The following is a 17706-nucleotide window of genomic DNA, read 5'->3' on the forward strand; positions in this document are numbered from 1 at the left end:
GGCTTTAGCTTTTCCTTTGATTCACCGAACAAATAACGAAAGCATGTGACATTTTTGTCACATGCTTTTCATATCCACAAAATCATTTGATTTAGGAAAGGCAAGCGTAAACGTTGTGCCTTCATTAAGGGCAGACTGCACGCCAATGTGAATAGAAAGAGCGTGCGCAGCTTTTTGAGCGAGATATAAGCCCATGCCTGTAGCGCGGCTGTCTTCATGCTGCGTAGTTGAGGTGAAACCTTTCTCAAAAATGCGCGGCATATCTTGAGGAGAAATGCCCCGTCCGTTATCTTTTACCTCGATGTATACTTGACCGCGGTGCTCGTAGCTTCTAATCATCACATCAGATTCTTCACTGTACTTGACTGCGTTTGTTAACAGCTGTCTCATAATAAACGAAAGCCACTTTGCGTCACACAGTACACGTTCTGCCTGTAGGTCCACATCAAACCCAATATTTTTTTGCATGCACCAAGCTTGCAGCGTCTTGATTTCAGTGAAAATAAGGGACTCTAAATCAAGATGTTCAATATACATATCATTTTCGATAAAGAAAATGCGCTTTTGATGCAGCTGTTGATCAAGCAAAAAGTGAATGCGTAGCCACTCGAACTTCAAGTTTGCTTTAACTTCTCGATTTTCTAAGCGTTCAATTATTAAATGCATCGCAGTTAACGGCGTTTTAATTTCGTGAATCCAAGCTAACAGTTCATCTTTTTCCTGCGTCACGTGCAGCAGAGTTTGCACGCCATCTTTTTTCGCTTGTTCTAATTGTTGCATCAGGTTTCGCTGAACAATCTTTTCAAACGGACGCAGCGGATGAGAAAGAGTAGAAGAATCAAAGAAGTCTTCTTCATCTTTTAGTTTTTGATAAAATTTCGTTTCTTTGTGATAGCGGAAGACGCAGAAAATAAGAAAGATAATCGATGATAAAAACACGATATAGAGAATCGAAGACAGAGGAATGGATTCATCAATATACGCGATAAAAAGCATAAAAAAATGCATGATGAAAAAGAAAAAGATCCAGCTTAAACGCTCGCGAATAAAGAGTTTAATCATAGCGTTCCTCTTCAATGGCTACGTAACCTTGGCCGACTTTTGTTTCAATAAAAGCTCCAAGTCCAATTTCATCTAATTTTTTTCGCAGGCGATTGACGTTTACCGTCAGCGTATTGTCACTAATAAACCGTTTATCTTCCCACAAACTATTAATCAGTTCATCTCGGCTTACAATCATATTCTTTTTTTGTATTAAACATTTTAAAATAAAGATTTCATTTTTGGTTAAATCGATAGCTGTAGATTCGGTTGATACTTTGTTTTTTTCATAATCAATCGTAGCTCCTTGCCATGAAAGAAGGTTTACTTGTTCAACGCTGTAATTATATACGCGGCGGAGAAGGGCCTGTATTTTTGCTACAAGCACATCAAAATGAAACGGCTTTTGCACAAAGTCGTCGGCTCCGAACTGCATAGACATTACCATATCAGAAGGATGATCACGTGAAGATAGAAAAATGATAGGGATTTTTGAATGAGAACGAATCATTCTGCACCAGTGAAACCCGTCATACTTCGGCAGCTGAATATCCATAATAACTAAATCAGGTTTTACCTCGCTAAACTCCTGCATAACGTTACTGAAATCACGAATGCCGTAAACATCATAAGACCATTGCTCCAACCGTTCTTTCAGTTCGTTAAACAGCGTTACATCATCTTCAATTAAAAGAAGTTTAAACAATAACACGTACCACGCTTTCTGTTTTTATACTTATTTTATAGCAATATCCTTTTATTTACCATATGTGATAGTAGATTCACCGGCGTTCTTTATAAAATGTGAAAGAATAGCTTTCGACGAGCATAGTTTATAAACATATATTGAACTCTAGTGAAAAAAGGAGAGCTGTTATGAAAGCAATGTGCGTAAAATAGGAAATGTAGCTATAGTTTTAAAGAAATAAAAGCACATATTTAAAAAGCTAATTTGACTTACCTGGATAGTAGGTATAACATGCAGATAAGTCAACTAAACATCTATTAAAAACTGATCGACCAGACGACTGGAGATGCTTTGAACAATCAAAGCATCTCTTTTTATTTGTCATAAAAAGGAGGAAGTATACGTTGAGTGAAAAAAGAAAGCTAAAGCTAGGAGCAAATATTAAAGGCCTTGGAAGTACGACGGATGGATGGAGACATTCGGACGCAGAGCCTGATGCAAGCATTAATATTGAGTTTTATAAGAAACAAGCGCGTATATTGGAAAAAGGACTGTTCAGCTTTATCTTTATTGCGGACGGATTAGCCATATCTGAAAAGTCTATTCCTCACTTTTTAAATTGTTTTGAGCCCATTACGCTGCTGTCAGCTCTCGCTGCTTCTACGAGTCACATCGGACTGGTCGGGACGGTTTCAACAAGTTTCAGTGAGCCTTTTACAATCGCTCGTCAGCTGATGTCTCTTGATCATATAAGCGGCGGGAGAGCGGGGTGGAACGTAGTTACTTCTCCGCAAGAAGGGGCAGCGCGCAATCACAGGAGAGGGTATCTTCCTCTTCACAGCGAACGATACGAAATTGCAAAAGAGCATCTCGACGTAGTAAAAGGACTGTGGGATTCATGGGAAGACGATGCTTTTATCTACAAAAAAGAAACCGGTCAGTTTTTTGATCCAAAGAAAATGTATACGCTTGGATTTAAAGGCAAGCATTTTCAAGTTCAAGGGCCGTTAAATATTGCTCGTTCAAAGCAGGGACATCCGGTTGTGTTTCAAGCAGGTTCGTCAGAAAGAGGAAGAGGATTCGGAGCAGAGAATGCCGATGCGATTTATACAAATGCATATACACTAGAAGAAGCGCAGGCATTCTATCAAGATATGAAAAATAGAGCAAGAAATCACGGGAGAAATCCCGAAGAGCTTCTCATTTTTCCAAGTATTGATTTAATTATAGGAGATAGCGAGGAAGATGTAGAAAGAAGATATGGAGAGCTTGCTGCGCTAATTCCAATTGATCACGCCATTACATATTTAGCTCGTTTTTTTGATGACTACGACTTTCAGCAATTTGACCTAGACGCACCGTTTCCAGAGTTAGGGGATATCGGAGCAAATGCCTTTCAAAGTACGACAAATAAAATTAAACAAGCGGCGGCTGCTCGAAAGTTAACGTTAAGACAAGTGGCGCTTGAAACAATTTTGCCGCGTTCGCGGTTTTCAGGAACACCCGAACACGTAGCGAATGAAATGCAAAAATGGCATGAGCAGGAAGCAGCGGATGGATTTGTGCTTCGTCCGTTTATGAGCGATACGTTTCATCAGTTTGTGGAAAAAGTGGTGCCTATTTTACAAGAGCGTGGCCTTTACGACACTTCATATGAAAGCAATACGCTGCGAGGAAATTTGAACCTTTCCGTTCCAGCCAATCAATATAGTCAAACAAAGGAGGAGTATGTGTATGACAGTCAAATTAATCAGTGACTACAGCGTCATAGAAAGCTTAAAAAAGCAGGTAATTGAGTGGAGAAGGCATTTTCATCACTACCCTGAATTATCGTTTCAAGAACATCGAACGTCTCAGTTTGTTGAAGATACGCTTCGTTCGTTTGGAAGCTTTATTATTACTCGTCCTACACCAACAAGCGTGGTGGCTAGATTAATAGGAAAAGAGCAGGGGAAAGTGGTTGCGATTCGAGCGGATATGGACGCGCTGCCGATTGAAGAAGAAAACACATTTGCATTTGCCTCGGTTCATAAAGGCGTGATGCATGCATGCGGACATGACGGTCACACGGCTATTTTATTAGGAGTAGCTTCTGTTCTTTCTCAGTTAGGAAATGAATTTAAAGGAGAAATCCGCTTGATTTTTCAACACGCAGAAGAGCTGCTGCCCGGGGGAGCGCAGGAACTTGTGAAAGAAGGCGCGATGGAAGGGGTGGATTATGTAATTGGCACGCATTTGAATTCTGGTCTTCCCGTCGGAGAAATCGGCGTGCTTGCAGGTCCTATGATGGCTTCGCCTGACACGTTTAATATATCGATTAAAGGAAAAGGAGGACACGCCGCAGCGCCTCACGAAGCAGTTGATGCCATTGTGGTAGGAGCGCAAATTGTGACGAACCTTCAAACGATTGTTTCAAGAACGACCAATCCAATTGATAAATTAGTCGTATCGGTTACACAATTTCACGGAGGAACTACGCACAATGTACTTCCTGATAAAGTGGAGCTTAACGGTACCGTTCGCAGCTTTGACGCGGCGCTGCGAGAAAAAGTTCCGGCACAAATTGACCGTATGGTAAAAGGACTAACAGAGGCCTACGGTGCAGAGTACACCTTCACATATAAAAAAGGCTATCATCCCGTCATTAATTCTGAAGAAATTACAAGGTTAATTGAAGAAACAGCTATCGAAGAATATGGAGAAGAACGTGTAAAGACGCTGTCTCCTAAAATGGGAGGAGAAGATTTTTCAGCTTATCTGCAGGAAACGGAAGGAGCATTTTTTAACATCGGAGCACGAAATGAAGAACAAGGCATCGTATACCCTCATCATCATCCGAAGTTTACGGTAGATGAAGACTCGCTTGAAATTGGAGTAAAGATGTTTTTGCGCATAACAGAAAAGCTATTGGCTCGTTAAAAAAAGAACAAGAACCAAATAGGTTCTTGTTCTTTTTTATGTATTTTTACTTCGTATCCTTATAATTCGTCGCAAATCCTGCTGCAATTAAACCAATTAGACCCAGCACTCCTACAATAACGGTTATAATCACTATAGTCACCTCAGTCGCTCTTACGCTCTTAATAATACGCTTTCATTTGTTTAATTTTACCATGAGTCTTCATATGAAAGAAGCTTTTCTTTTAAAGGCTCTAGCTTTTTAAATTTTTGATCATAGCTTTGCCGTTTTAACATGTCGTTGGTTATTATCAGCGCATCTTCTTTACGCCCCGCATACAAGTAGGCTTCAATGACTTCGTCAAATCCTTCTGAGTAAGGGAATTCTTCATATTTTGCTAGTTTAAATGATGCGTCGTAGTGTTTTGTTGCTTTTTCGTATTGCTTTAGTTTTAAAAGCATACGCCCGTTTGCTAAATGTAAATCAGCTCGCTCTAAATCGGTAAGGGTATGGAGTTCGATCCCTTGGTTGCGTATATCAAGGGCATCTTCATAGCGCTTTTTTTCTTCTAGCTCAAACGCTTTCTCATAAAAATGGTCAAACTTCGTTAGCGGTCTTCTTGATTTATAGAACTTGTAAATGCCGTATAGGATCAAAAGCAGTAACCAGAGCAATTTGTTCAACTCTCTTTCATCTCTGTATGTATAATATTTATATTAAAGGAAATTAAATTCAATTAATAGATTTAATGAAATAAAGACATTTGAGGGGGATACGATGGTCATCAGCCAGCAAATTTACTATGTAAAAGGACTTCAGTACATCATTCGTTCAGCTGACATTAGCGATGCACACGAACTGTCTCACCTTAGAGTTCAGCTAGACGGAGAAACGGAAAACTTAGATCGTGAACCAGGAGAAGGGTATATGGACGAATGCGATTTTGAAAAACTTATTCAACGTGACACAGAAAGTAAACGAAACTTATTTTTAGTAGCAAGTGTACATAATAAAATTGTCGGGTTTTCAAGATGCGAAGGTCATGACTTGAAACGATTTGCCCACAAAGTAGAGTTTGGCGTATGCATCGCAAAAGAATGGTGGGGATACGGAATTGGCAAAGAGCTTTTACAGCAGTCCATACTGTGGGCAGATAGCGCGGGCATGAAGAAAATAACGCTGAATGTGCTAGAGACCAATAAACAAGCGATTGATTTATATACAAAATTCGGGTTTGAAATGGAAGGAGTATTAAAAAATGACAAGATGCTGTCTGACGGCAAGTACTATAGTACGGTTGTAATGGGCAGGTTTAATGAATAAGAGAACAAGGCGCTGATAAAACAGCGCCTTGTTTCTTTACTTTTGTGTTTCACGAACCCATTTGACAATATCATCAATGACATAAGAAGGAATGTTGGCTGAAACAGCATATTCATCGGGCGTGCTTTTTTCACCAGTTCCTTCTGTGAAAAAGTGGTTGAGCTTTGGATAAAGCTTAAAAGAAGTGTTGGAACGCTGAGATAAGCTTTGTTTCCAGCCTTCAAAATCTTCGGTCGTTACTTGATAATCACGTGCTCCTTGTAAAAGAAGCAGAGGCGTGTCCTGAGATTTTGCGACTTCTGCAGGGTGCCAGTGAGCTACGTCATACCAAAAATAAGGCGTGCCAAGCAGAAATTCTTTTGGCGGCTGAGCTGGTGAAAAGCTTGGGTCTTGTAAAATGGCAAACTGCTGCTGGAAAAAAGCAAGCTGCTCTTTCGGAAGCTGATTCAGCGATACAAGATAGGCAAATTGTTCAAGCATTAACTCTGGAAGTGTGCGGCTCGGTGCAGCAAGTAAAATAGAGCCGCGCACGCTTTTATCCGGCGTGTGATTTAAAATCCTGGGCATCATCATGCCGCCTTGACTGTGTCCTAGTATGAAAATGTTGCGGCTGTCGATGCCTTTTTGTTTCGCCATTGCTTCCACTGCGAGTATGGCATCATCCGTTGTTTCATCGTCGACGTTTATTTTATTTTCACCGGACATTTTAGCTGTATGTTCGTATGTACGCTTGTTGTAGCGTAAAACGGCGATTCCTTGAGAAGCCAGTCCAGAAGCCAGATCTCGAAACGGCTTTAAGCCCATAAACGTTTCATCTTGATCAGAAGGTCCTGATCCGTGAACGAATATGACAACGGGTACATTTTGATGTTTTGAACGTGTTGGAAGAGTAAGCGTTGCTGGAAGTTCGTAAGGTGCTTTGCCGATTGAAAGCTGTTTTTCACTGTAGTTCTTAGGGGTGTCATAAGGCGGTGTGGAAAACGAAAACTGGCGCTCCTCCGGTACGATTCGCCAATCATCAATTTGACGATTTTGACTAAATCGAATGGTTAAAGTAGCTGATACGTGTTCAAATTCAATTGGGATTTCTATATTTCGATGAACCGTATTGATTTCACCTTGTACAGCTGTCCCAATCTTTTTTACAGCACCAAGCTGAGCCGTTAGAGCTGACCACCATGTTTTTAGGTTGTCTTCACTCATTTTTAACTGCAGGCTGCGGGAAAAATGGCGCTTAGCTTCTTTAGTTTTGCCGTTGGCGACATTCGTTAAAAATGCGTTTGCTCGTTTGACTTCAACTTTTGCTGAGTGATGAGCAGCATTTGCCGCTGCTTCAGCTTGAACAGGTGAAGTGGACATAGGAAGTACTTGAAGCCCGAGTGCTAAAGAAACAGCGAGTGGAAGGGCAGCTTTTACTTTTTTCATACATCATCCTCCTTGGCGATTCTTCTACTCTATCAGTATACCAATTTTAGGTAAAAGGAGTCATGTCATTCTAAGATAAAAAAAGCCGATGCGTTATGAATATGGTAAAATAAAGGAGTTGTATTATTCTGAAAATTAAAATATCTAAAAAAGGATGCGCTTTTATGACCTATGATCCGCATTATCATCCATATCCATCTTACCGAGTTCCTGTTTATGCAAAAAAAGGAATGGTATCTACATCTCAGCCGCTCGCAGCGCAGGCAGGCCTTGATATTTTAAAAAAAGGAGGCAATGCCATTGATGCAGCAATCGCCACAGCAGCGAGCCTTACTGTATTAGAGCCCACATCTAATGGAATCGGAGGAGACGCATTTGCGCTTGTTTGGACAAATAATCAGCTGTATGGACTAAACGCCAGCGGACCTTCTCCGCGGTCTATTTCCATTGATGCGCTAAAGGAAAAAGGATACAGAGATATTCCTAAGTACGGAATGATTCCCGTTACGGTTCCTGGGGCTCCGGCATCTTGGGCTGCTTTATCGAAGCGATTTGGCAAACTGCCTCTTTCTCAAGTACTGCAGCCTGCTATTCAGTACGCCAAAGAAGGATTTCCGCTAGCGCCTACTCTTGCGAAACAATGGAAACAAGCGTACGATACGTTCAAACGACTACATACAAGCGGAGAATTTGAGTCATGGTTTCAAACGTTTGCCCCAAATGGACAAGCACCAAAAGCAGGAGAAATGTGGTCATCCATCCATCATGCCCGTACGCTTCAGCTCATTGGCGAAACAGATGCAGAAGCGTTTTATAAAGGTGAGCTTGCGGATCGTATTGGTGCATTCAGCAAAAAATATAGCGGCTTTTTATCCAAGGAAGATTTGGCTGCTTATGAGCCTGAGTGGGTGAACCCGATTTCCGCTCACTACCGTGGATATGATGTGTGGGAAATTCCTCCGAACGGTCAGGGGCTTATTGCGTTAATGGCATTAAATATCGTCAAAGGCTTTGAGCTTCAAGAAAAAGATGCCGTGAATACGTATCATAAACAAATAGAAGCGATAAAGCTTGCGTTTGCGGACGGAGAAAAATACATTACGGAAGAAGCAAAAATGAGCGTGTCTGTTAGTGAGCTGCTGTCTGATACATATGCAGGCTATCGCCGCAGTCTTATAAAAGAACATGCTCTTCAGCCTGAAGCGGGAGAACCTGTCGGAAGCGGAACGGTGTATTTAGCAACGGCTGATGAAGCAGGAAACATGGTTTCGCTTATTCAAAGTAATTATATGGGCTTTGGTTCTAGAATCGTTGTGCCAGAAACGGGAATTGCCTTGCAAAACCGCGGCCATAATTTTTCAATGGACCCTAATCACGATAACTGCCTTGCTCCTAATAAAAAAACGTTTCATACCATTATTCCAGGCTTTTTCACTAAAAATAAGGAGCCCGTAGGACCGTTCGGCGTGATGGGAGGTTTTATGCAGCCGCAGGGACATATGCAAGTTGTCATGAATACGATTGACTTTCAGCTTCATCCTCAAGCCGCTTTAGACGCGCCAAGATGGCAGTGGAAAAAAGATAAAACGGTGCTTGTGGAGCCAGCTTTTCCCTCACACGTAGCACAAGCGCTTGAACGAAAGGGACATAAAATTGAAGTAGCCGTGGATTCAATGGCATTTGGGCGCGGACAGATTATTTGGAGAGATCCTGAAAGCGGCGTGCTATGCGGAGGAAGTGAATCACGAACGGATGGATTTGTAGCTGGATGGTAACGTTTAAAAAAACACAATAGGTGGAGGAAGAAGCCCGTACTGATTAAAGTTGGGCTTTTTTCATGTCTCAACCACATGTATAAATCTCTTCAAAGAACTTAAAACTAAAACAAACATTTACGTATGTAAGGATAACGTGAACTTAGGGGTTATGTACGGAAAATTTACATTAGACGCTGCTGCGTATCTTTATAAATTAATATAAGCAATAATTGAGCGTGGTGAGAACAGCCGTCTCAAGCTGCCAATTGACATGAGGGTAGGCTAACAACACTTGGTGAAAGGAGCGAAAAGGTGATGAGAAATAAAAAGTTTGAAGTGAAATTTTTACGTGTAATGCTACTTATCGCCCTGGGAATTCTCCCTTTTTTATTTAGAAAACCACCGATTAAAGACTGGCTGCTGGCCTATGTGTTTAACGCCTTAACGAATGGTATTATTGATAAATTTATTGTAACTCACGGCCTTCTTCGATATCCAACTCGCTTATTGAAAAAGCAGTTTAGAATTAACGTGTTGTTCGACTTTTTACTGTATCCTATGATATCCGTCATGATTAATCAAGCTACGTATTACGATAAAGGGTTAAAAGTTTTATATAAAATTGTGCTTTTTACGATTCCAATGTTTTTTATTGAATTATGGGCTGAAAAACGAACGAAGCTCATCGAGTGGAAAACAGGCTGGATGTGGTATCACACTTTTACTAGCGTAACGTTAAAATCGTATCTTAACCGAATGCTGATTGGATGGATTCGAAAAATTGAAAAGAAGCAGGAAAAAACAAAAATACAATAGCAGAGATTCTAAAAACGACGTTAGAGAGGTGAACAAAGGTGCATATTTCTGTCCTTCTATGGCTGATTTTTCAAAATATCCATAAGAAAACGTGGAACAAAATACGCGAGCTGTACGCTGGGGTTTTATACGTGAGCTTTTTTAATATTCTCTACTACTTTTTATGTAATGATAAATTGCTTTGGGATTTTAAATCTTTGCATCTTTCATTAAAAGTACTGCGTATTTTACACCTTATGTTCATTACGCCTCTCATGATTTTGTCGTTCTTAGCTACCTATCCGTCTACACTCGCTAAGCAGGTGAAATATATTACAAAATGGGTATGTACAGCTTCCTTTGTAGAATGGGTTGGGCTCAGGTGTAAAGGGATTACATTTAGGCACGGCTGGCATTTAGGGTGGTCAGCACTTATTTATGTAATGATGCTTATCTTCTCGAGGTGGTTTCAAAAAAAGCCTTTTGCGGTCTTACTGCTCTCGGTTTTAGCAACAGTGGTTCTCAGCGTTATCTTTAAAGTTCCCGTGAGCAAACGAATGTTAAAACATCCGCTGAAACGAATATTGACTCGGCCTTTAAAAGATCATGTGACTCAAGCTGTTGCGAATAAAGTAAAGCGAAAATGCCTGCTTCTCAAGCTGTTCTCGTAAGTTCCTGCTCTCTGTGAAGAGCAGGTTTTTTAGCTTACTGGAGGAATAATGTCGGTCAGCAGCAGAATGAAAAAAATCAGGCCTACTCCCGTCAAGCTTAAAGAAGCAAGAAAATAAGCCTTCCAGCGCAAACGAAACGGATTGTGTTCGATATTGGCCCCAGACATTAACCTCATGGAATGAGTTTTATAGTGAGAATGAGCGCTGTTGCTTCCGCTGCTTGAAAACCAAAAAGTCAAAACTGAAAACAAAAGTCCGCTAAAAAACATAAGCTCAATAAAACGGATAGACAAAAAGGATGAGCACGCATAGGTTAATCCAGCTTCCATAAGCAGTGTAATCACAAAAATAAGCTGAAAACTGCTTTTATTATGATATAATGGTAATAAATGTATGGTTGAAAAAAGTATTCAAAACCCGCACGCATCACGATATAAGCTCTTTTATAATGATGAGATTTACTATATACGATACGCTGTGCTTAGCTTCAAGTGCGCAGAATGAAAGCGAGGAGTATGTATGGAGGTAGGAGAGACTGTGATTGCGATATTAGCAGCGGGAGCACTGCTGTTATACGGCACGTTAGAGCTTTGGTTTGCGCCTCGTAATTCTTCTTTTTTTAAAGGGTGGAAGCAAAAACTGGCCATCATTTTACCGTTATATGCGGTTACATTCGGCATATGGTTCGTGTTTTTTTCGTAATAAAAAGTCTTAAAAAAAGGAGGAATGAAAGATGGAAATCAATTCATACCTCATTCGGTTTTCATGTATGCTGATGCTCATGTTTGGAGGATTATTTATTATAGGGTATGTAAAAACAGGTGACTTTTATTTAGATCAGCTTCTTGTCTTTGGAGCGGGTTTTGTTCTGTTTATCGGCTCACTTATTTGGAAAAGAAAACATCAGCAGCAAGGAAATAGAAAAGCTTGTTAATCTCATGAAATTGTGACAGTATAAAACAGATAAAAAATGTAATCTCGTGATCGTACCATTGGTTACGAGCTGCTGCTGGAGGAAAAGAAAATGAATGTACCTAATTGCCCAAGCTGTCAATCACAGTATACATATGAAGATGGAAACCTGTTCGTCTGCCCGGAGTGTGGGCATGAATGGGGACAAGATGAAAAAACAGAAAGCACGGAAGAACAGCTGACTGTAAAAGATGCAAACGGGAACCTTTTAAAAGACGGAGATTCAGTTACCGTCATCAAAGACTTAAAAGTAAAAGGAAGCTCATCGGTTGTCAAAATCGGAACAAAAGTAAAAAGCATTCGTTTAGTAGAAGGCGATCATAACATCGACTGCAAAATTGACGGATTTGGAGCGATGAGCTTAAAATCTCAGTTTGTTAAAAAAGCATAAGATTAAAAAAGCCAGGATGAAGAACAACTTCACTCTGGCTTTTTTCTATGCATTTTAACTGATAAAGCGAAATATATAGACCAATTTGTCTATTTTAGAAGGAATCTAGCTAAATGTCCCGAACTTACTTAAAGTGTCTCAAGATTTGGATATTAATGGAATAGATGTCCGTTTCATGAAGACAAAAGGGAGGGAGAAATGTGAAAAAGTTTTTAGCGTTTCAAATTTTAATTGCATTAGTAATCGGAGCTGTTATCGGGCACTTTTTTCCGGACTTTGGGATGGCTTTAAGACCGGTAGGAGACGGGTTTATCCGGCTCATTAAAATGATTGTGGTGCCGATTGTCTTTTCAACCATCGTCATAGGTGCTGCGGGAAGCGGCAGTATGAAACAAATGGGGAGTCTAGGGTTAAAGACGATTATTTGGTTTGAAATCATTACTACCATCGTATTAGGAATCGGTCTGCTGTTAGTGAATTTGCTAAAGCCCGGAGTAGGCCTCGATCTTTCTCATCTTGTAAAAAAAGATATCGGTGAATTGTCTCAGTACACCGACAAAGTCGTAGACTTTAAACAAATGATTTTAAACATCATTCCAACGAATATCGTAGATGTGATGGCAAAAAATGATTTGCTGGCCGTGATTTTCTTTGCTATTTTATTTGGTGTTGCCGCTTCAGGAGTCGGTAAAGCATCCGAACCTGCAATGAAATTTTTTGAATCTACGGCTAAAATTATGTTTAAATTAACGCAAATTGTTATGGTCACAGCGCCTCTTGGTGTACTAGCGCTAATGGCTGCATCTGTAGGTCAATACGGCATTGCACTTCTGCTTCCAATGCTAAAGCTAATTGGAACCGTCTTTTTAGGTCTTTTTATTATTTTATTTGTTTTATTTCCGCTTGTTGGGTTTTTGTTCAAATTCAACTACTTTGAAGTATTCAAAATGATTTGGGACTTGTTTCTTATTGCCTTTTCAACAACAAGCACGGAAACGGTGCTGCCGCAGCTGATGGAGCGGATGGAAAAGTACGGATGTCCTAAACGAGTTGTGTCGTTCGTTATTCCATCGGGCCTGTCATTAAACTGTGATGGCTCCACGCTGTATTTATCCGTTTCATGCGTCTTTTTAGCGCAGGCTTTTAACATCGATATGCCATTAACTCAGCAATTATTTATGATGCTTATACTAGTGATGACAAGTAAAGGAATTGCGGCTGTCCCGTCAGGTTCACTTGTTGTTCTTTTAGCAACAGCCAACGCAGTAGGTCTGCCGGCTGAAGGAGTGGCAATTATTGCAGGAGTAGACCGCATCATGGATATGGCCAGAACAGGAGTCAACGTTCCAGGCCACGCGATCGCCTGTATCGTCGTCTCAAAATGGGAAAAAGTATTCCGCACCCAAACGCCGATCCCGCCTGCATCTCACACGGAATCTCTATAAAACCAACCCCCGCTTTAGCTCATAAAGCGGGGGTTTTTTGTTAAATCTCTAAATATTTATTAACGATGTAGACTAGAGTAATTTGTCATACTCAGCTCTACTCAAAAAAAGAGGACGCGCCGCTTAAGTCTAAAAAAATGCCCTGTGACTGTTTTTTGGTCACAGGGCATTTTTTAGATGAATGTTCACAAATTGTTCACTTACGAAGAAGGAAGATAAAAAGCTATACTAAGCCAAGTAAAAAAGATGAAAAGGATGAGGAATGTGCCAACAACTAAAAAAGAGAGTATGTATTTTGGAATGATGATGTGCGGAGGGATGGTGCTTGTAATGACGGTGTATAACATGTTAATGAATGACGTCATCGGGCATATCACCCTTGCAGAAGGTATTTTGAACTTGGTTATCACGTTTGTAGTCGCAATGACTGTCGAAACTTTTTTCGTTGGTCCCGTAGCAAAAAAAGTAGCATTTTCACTGCCGTTTGATAAGTCTAAACAGTTAAAAGTCGTGTTGATTTTGTCATCATGTATGGTGATCGGAATGGTGCTTTCCATGTCTGTATACGGATTAATTACGATGTCACTTACGAAAGGCCTGCAAGGAGAGCCGCTTCTTTCAAGCTATGCATTTATCGTGATGAAAAACTTTATCGTAGCCTACCCGCTTCAGCTTCTTATTATGGGACCTTTAGTTCGTTTATTGTTCATGAAATTTGTGAAAAAGAATACTGCAGCTGCTTAAGTCAAAACCCTAAGAACGCCTATTTTCTTAGGGTTTTGTTATGCAAAGCTGTTTGGTAAGAAGAGAAGAAAATTCACGTAAAGCCGCCGATACAAAGGCATCTTTTCGCGTAATAAAAAAAGTGGGAACCTTTCTATATGGCTGCGGCAGCGGAGTTAACGTTAATGAATGGTCGTGATGAGATACAATGGATTTCATCATTACAGCTACGCCCATACCAGCTTTTACACACCCAATAATCGCTTCAATCGTACCAAATTCTAATATCCGTTTTGGAAACACGCCTTCTTTTGTCAACAGCCTTTCTAACGTATGTCGATATGCGCATCCGCTGCTGAAGGCTAATAAATTCATATCGTTTAGGCTGTAAAGAGAAGGAAGAGGGTGGCGGCTCACAAGTACAAGCTCTTCATCTTGAGTAAATAAAGAGTTTAGATCAGGATGTTCACAGCTGCCTGCAACAAATGCGCCTTCAAGTTTTCGGGTTAAAACCAGCTGAATAAGAACATCGGTTGTATGTGTTTCTAAAATGAAGTCTACATCCGGGTAGGCAGTGCAATAAGTAGAAAGCAAAGGCGGTAGCCGAAGAGCCGCGGTGGATTCAGTTGCACCTATTTTTAAAGGCCCTATCGGCGTGTGCGCACTGCTTTGAACAGTTATAGTGGCTTCATTGGTTAAACGAAGAATTTCTTCAGCATAACGATGCAACAGCTCTCCGCTAGAAGTTAACGTTACGCCTTTACCGCTGCGTTCAAATAGCTGTGTGCCGAGTTCAGCTTCCAGCTGCTGAATGCGCATCGTCACATTCGACTGCACATAGCTTAAACTTTTGGCAGCTTTTGAAATGTTTTTTTCTTCTGCTACCGTTGTAAAAACAAGCAAATCTTTTATATCCATAAAATCTCCTCCTTCAGCTATCATTTTTATTGATGACTTTTATCTTTATTCCTTATTTTACATGATACCATTCCTTCTCTACACTGAAAGTAGAGGTGGAGGAGAGAAAATGAGCAGACAAAAAGCTTCTTATAAGTGGATGATTTTATTTATTGCCACTCTTTCTCAGGCATGTGCAACGTTTGTTACCTACGGAGCGGGGCCATTGGCGGCGTTTTGGCAAAGCCTATATGATTTATCGCAGTTTCAAACAGGACTGCTCGTATCAGCTATTCAAATTGGTCCGATCTTTTCCATGCTGCTTTTTGGAAACTGGATGGATTGTTATGGAGAAAGGTGGCTTGTAGGAGGAGGATCTATTTTGCTGGGGGTAAGCATGCTTTTTGCCTATAGCGCTGATCATTATTTGTATCTAACAGGCGTACTTCTCGCAGCAGGCGTGTGGTATGGAACAGCACAGCCAGGAGGAAGCAAAGCTGTGGTGAAGTGGTTTCCTTCTCATCATAGAGGCCTTGCCATGGGGATTCGGCAAACGGGGATACCGATTGGAGGCGCTGTCGCTTCAGCAGCATTACCGCTGCTGTTTCATCAATACGGCTGGTATGGGGCTGTTCTCGTACAGGCAGCGGCAGCTATCGGAGGAGGCATTCTTTTTTTTGTATTCTACCGAGAGCAATCATCATCGTCAGAAAAAAAGGAAACATTTACGCTTCGTCATAAAATCAAGCGCATTTCTCAAGATAAAACGCTTTATCCGCTGTTTTTTGTAGGTGTTTCAATGATTTCTCTTCAAATGATTATCGTTGCGCACTTTATTAGCTATTTAACGAAAGCCATAAAGATGGATTTTGCTTCAGCTGGCATTCTGCTGAGCATCACACTGTTAGGCGGAATGGTGGGGAGAATTGTTTTAGCTTGGGTAAGTGATTATGTGTATAACGGAAATCGAAGAACTCCTTTGCAAGTGACGGTTTGGATGGCTGCAGGATTAATAATAGCTATTTCTTATATTGGATTTACTTTGCCTTTTTGGCTACTAACTGCAGTTTGTTTTAGCCTCGGTTTTTTTGCAATTGGCTGGTTTAGTTTGTTTATCGTGCTAATAGCAGAAAAAGCGGATGATCGTTTTATTGGTTTAACGGTAAGCATTGCGTTAACGCTCAATCAATTTGCCATCGTGCTCGCACCGATTTGGTTTGGGCTCCTTGTGGATTGGCTTCGGAGTTACACGTTGGCTTTTAGTACGGTTGCATGCTTCATTGCTTGTGGAGGAATATGGTTAAAAAAAGAGCGAGTTCATGCATTTTTAAATAAAAACGTCACTAAATAAAAAGTGATTTAGGGCTATTTATTTAAGAATAGAGAAGACCTCTTATCCTCTAAAACGTTTCAAAGCCATGCTCCCGGGTACACACAACATTAATGAGGAGGAGATAGTATGGAAGCAAAAGCAAAGAATGTTGTGGGGGTATACGAAACGGAACAAGAAGCAATTCAAGCTGTAGAGAGTTTGAAAAAAGAAGGGTATACATCAGAAGAAATATCTATCATCGGCAAACATAAAAAGACCAAAAAAGTTCAGAAAGAAACGAATACAAAAGCAGAAGGGGCAGCAACTGGAGCACTTACCGGAGGTACGCTAGGGAGCTTGACCGGAATATTAGCAGGTGCCGGGGCTCTTGCCATACCGGGAATAGGTCCAATTGTGGCGGCTGGTCCGATTGTAGCTACATTAACAGGTGCGGCAGCTGGTGCGAGCGTAGGAGGTCTGTCTGGTATTTTAGTAAGTATGGGAATTCCAAAACAGCAGGCCGAACAATATAATGATTCAGTCAAAGAAGGCAGCTTGCTTGTTTTAGTAGACAAAGAAGACTCAGATCATGATGGAAACCCGAAAGCTCCTTTAACCGGAATGATTTTATAGAACGTAAGATACGTAGGAGAAATCTGTCGCAGTGCGGCAGTTTTTTTTTATGCGCTGGTTTTATTTAAGTGAACTTTATTGACAATAATATTCCATAATAGTTAAAAATATCAAAATATGTCATGGCGTATAAAATAATAATATGCCTTAAATTATAATGTAATATTATTGTAACAATAATGTATTTATTGTTTTATTTTGGGATCGAAATCTTGATGAAAGCTTTAATAGAAGGATTTACGTGCAAGTTCCATCCAATAATTAACTGTTAATTATTATACGTAGTAGAATAATTTTCTAATTTATTTTCGGAAATTACTTTTTAACAAATTATTCATGTTTGAAAGAGGGCTAAAAAGTATATTTCAAAAGTATGTTTACTTAAAAAGTTAAGCAGGTTGATTAGTAGCATCATTCATTTAGTTAAATTTCGAAAGGAGCTGCTAAAATGAGTATTCAAAAAAGTACAGATAGTTCTAGTTTAGCAGAAGTGATTGATCGAATTCTCGACAAAGGAATTGTCATCGATGCTTTTGCCCGAGTATCACTCGTAGGAATTGAAATCTTAACGATTGAAGCACGAGTCGTTATTGCAAGTGTCGATACGTGGCTTCGCTACGCAGAAGCCGTCGGGTTATTAACCGACAAAGTAGAGGAAGAAGGGCTGCCTGGCCGAACAGAAGAGCGAGGTGCAGGGCTTAGCTTTTAAGTCTTTTAATCGTAAGAAAATTCAT

General features: G+C 40.4%; 20 protein-coding genes. 14 read left to right on the top strand and 6 right to left on the bottom strand.

Translation table 11 applies throughout. The features are described 5' to 3' along the window. Window positions 1-57: 57 nt before the first annotated feature. Window positions 58-1062, bottom strand: a complete 1005-nt coding sequence (locus ACFX4R_RS03820) for a sensor histidine kinase (protein ID WP_043981337.1) — start codon at window positions 1060-1062, stop codon at window positions 58-60. Continuing rightward, window positions 1055-1747 (bottom strand): response regulator transcription factor, encoded by a 693-nt coding sequence (locus tag ACFX4R_RS03825; RefSeq protein WP_043981636.1) that lies wholly within the window; start codon window positions 1745-1747, stop codon window positions 1055-1057. The genes ACFX4R_RS03820 and ACFX4R_RS03825 overlap by 8 nt, the downstream gene beginning before the upstream one ends. A 386-nt stretch (window positions 1748-2133) precedes the next feature. Between ACFX4R_RS03825 and ACFX4R_RS03830 the strand changes: the two genes are divergently transcribed. Then, window positions 2134-3486, top strand: coding sequence for an LLM class flavin-dependent oxidoreductase (locus ACFX4R_RS03830; protein WP_377568859.1), 1353 nt, complete (start codon window positions 2134-2136; stop codon window positions 3484-3486). Next, window positions 3464-4648 carry a M20 family metallopeptidase gene (locus ACFX4R_RS03835; RefSeq protein ID WP_377568862.1) on the top strand — a complete coding sequence of 395 codons (1185 nt, stop codon included), beginning with the start codon at window positions 3464-3466 and terminating at the stop codon, window positions 4646-4648. The genes ACFX4R_RS03830 and ACFX4R_RS03835 overlap by 23 nt, the downstream gene beginning before the upstream one ends. A gap of 189 nt (window positions 4649-4837) precedes the next feature. Here the strand turns inward: ACFX4R_RS03835 and ACFX4R_RS03840 are convergent, their stop codons facing one another. After that, complete coding sequence (locus ACFX4R_RS03840; RefSeq protein WP_237074359.1) at window positions 4838-5311, bottom strand: hypothetical protein; 474 nt, start codon at window positions 5309-5311, stop codon at window positions 4838-4840. A 94-nt stretch (window positions 5312-5405) separates the two neighbouring features. Here ACFX4R_RS03840 and ACFX4R_RS03845 point away from each other — a divergent pair, with 94 nt between their 5' ends. Further along, complete coding sequence (locus ACFX4R_RS03845; RefSeq protein WP_377568866.1) at window positions 5406-5951, top strand: GNAT family N-acetyltransferase; 546 nt, start codon at window positions 5406-5408, stop codon at window positions 5949-5951. A 36-nt stretch (window positions 5952-5987) separates the two neighbouring features. Here ACFX4R_RS03845 and ACFX4R_RS03850 read toward each other — a convergent pair whose 3' ends face one another. Further along, window positions 5988-7376, bottom strand: coding sequence for an alpha/beta fold hydrolase (locus ACFX4R_RS03850; protein ID WP_377568869.1), 1389 nt, complete (start codon window positions 7374-7376; stop codon window positions 5988-5990). Between the two features lie 164 nt (window positions 7377-7540). Here ACFX4R_RS03850 and ACFX4R_RS03855 point away from each other — a divergent pair, with 164 nt between their 5' ends. The 3 genes from ACFX4R_RS03855 to ACFX4R_RS03865 all read left to right on the top strand — a co-directional run bounded on the left by ACFX4R_RS03855 (window position 7541) and on the right by ACFX4R_RS03865 (window position 10599). Next, window positions 7541-9151, top strand: a complete 1611-nt coding sequence (locus ACFX4R_RS03855; protein ID WP_377568872.1) for a gamma-glutamyltransferase family protein — start codon at window positions 7541-7543, stop codon at window positions 9149-9151. 297 nt (window positions 9152-9448) lie between these two features. Further along, window positions 9449-9949 carry a CBO0543 family protein gene (locus ACFX4R_RS03860; protein ID WP_323618169.1) on the top strand — a complete coding sequence of 167 codons (501 nt, stop codon included), beginning with the start codon at window positions 9449-9451 and terminating at the stop codon, window positions 9947-9949. A 38-nt stretch (window positions 9950-9987) separates the two neighbouring features. Then, window positions 9988-10599: a CBO0543 family protein gene (locus ACFX4R_RS03865; RefSeq protein WP_043981344.1), complete on the top strand. Its 612-nt coding sequence runs from the start codon at window positions 9988-9990 to the stop codon at window positions 10597-10599. A gap of 29 nt (window positions 10600-10628) precedes the next feature. On the opposite strand, the gene ACFX4R_RS03870 is transcribed toward ACFX4R_RS03865, so the two are convergent. Next, entirely contained in the window at window positions 10629-10943 is a 315-nt protein-coding gene (locus tag ACFX4R_RS03870; protein ID WP_377568877.1) for a hypothetical protein, read from the bottom strand. A gap of 175 nt (window positions 10944-11118) precedes the next feature. On the opposite strand from ACFX4R_RS03870, the gene ACFX4R_RS03875 reads away from it, so the two are divergent. The 5 genes from ACFX4R_RS03875 to ACFX4R_RS03895 all read left to right on the top strand — a co-directional run bounded on the left by ACFX4R_RS03875 (window position 11119) and on the right by ACFX4R_RS03895 (window position 14151). After that, window positions 11119-11301: a hypothetical protein gene (locus tag ACFX4R_RS03875; RefSeq protein WP_377568880.1), complete on the top strand. Its 183-nt coding sequence runs from the start codon at window positions 11119-11121 to the stop codon at window positions 11299-11301. 31 nt (window positions 11302-11332) lie between these two features. Further along, window positions 11333-11533, top strand: coding sequence for a hypothetical protein (locus ACFX4R_RS03880; RefSeq protein WP_377568883.1), 201 nt, complete (start codon window positions 11333-11335; stop codon window positions 11531-11533). 90 nt (window positions 11534-11623) lie between these two features. After that, window positions 11624-11962, top strand: coding sequence for a zinc ribbon domain-containing protein YjdM (locus ACFX4R_RS03885; protein ID WP_016764918.1), 339 nt, complete (start codon window positions 11624-11626; stop codon window positions 11960-11962). Between the two features lie 200 nt (window positions 11963-12162). Next, entirely contained in the window at window positions 12163-13407 is a 1245-nt protein-coding gene (gene gltP, locus ACFX4R_RS03890) for a glutamate-aspartate/proton symporter GltP (protein ID WP_064471877.1), read from the top strand. A gap of 264 nt (window positions 13408-13671) precedes the next feature. Beyond that, window positions 13672-14151, top strand: coding sequence for a DUF2798 domain-containing protein (locus ACFX4R_RS03895; protein WP_377568887.1), 480 nt, complete (start codon window positions 13672-13674; stop codon window positions 14149-14151). Window positions 14152-14178: 27 nt separating this feature from the next. Here ACFX4R_RS03895 and ACFX4R_RS03900 read toward each other — a convergent pair whose 3' ends face one another. Beyond that, window positions 14179-15048 carry a LysR family transcriptional regulator gene (locus ACFX4R_RS03900; protein WP_377568890.1) on the bottom strand — a complete coding sequence of 290 codons (870 nt, stop codon included), beginning with the start codon at window positions 15046-15048 and terminating at the stop codon, window positions 14179-14181. 109 nt (window positions 15049-15157) lie between these two features. Here ACFX4R_RS03900 and ACFX4R_RS03905 point away from each other — a divergent pair, with 109 nt between their 5' ends. The 3 genes from ACFX4R_RS03905 (at window position 15158) to gvpA (ending at window position 17681) form a co-directional block, all read left to right on the top strand. Then, on the top strand, window positions 15158-16378 hold the full coding sequence (locus ACFX4R_RS03905) for an MFS transporter (protein ID WP_377568893.1): 1221 nt from the start codon (window positions 15158-15160) through the stop codon (window positions 16376-16378). Between the two features lie 108 nt (window positions 16379-16486). Beyond that, complete coding sequence (locus ACFX4R_RS03910) at window positions 16487-16972, top strand: general stress protein (protein ID WP_043981350.1); 486 nt, start codon at window positions 16487-16489, stop codon at window positions 16970-16972. Window positions 16973-17420: 448 nt separating this feature from the next. Continuing rightward, window positions 17421-17681, top strand: coding sequence for a gas vesicle structural protein GvpA (gene gvpA / locus ACFX4R_RS03915; RefSeq protein ID WP_013058000.1), 261 nt, complete (start codon window positions 17421-17423; stop codon window positions 17679-17681). The last annotated feature ends 25 nt before the right edge of the window (window positions 17682-17706 follow it).

The sequence above is a fragment of the Priestia sp. YIM B13490 genome (assembly GCF_042787735.1).
GTDB classification, from domain to species: domain Bacteria; phylum Bacillota; class Bacilli; order Bacillales; family Bacillaceae_H; genus Priestia; species Priestia megaterium.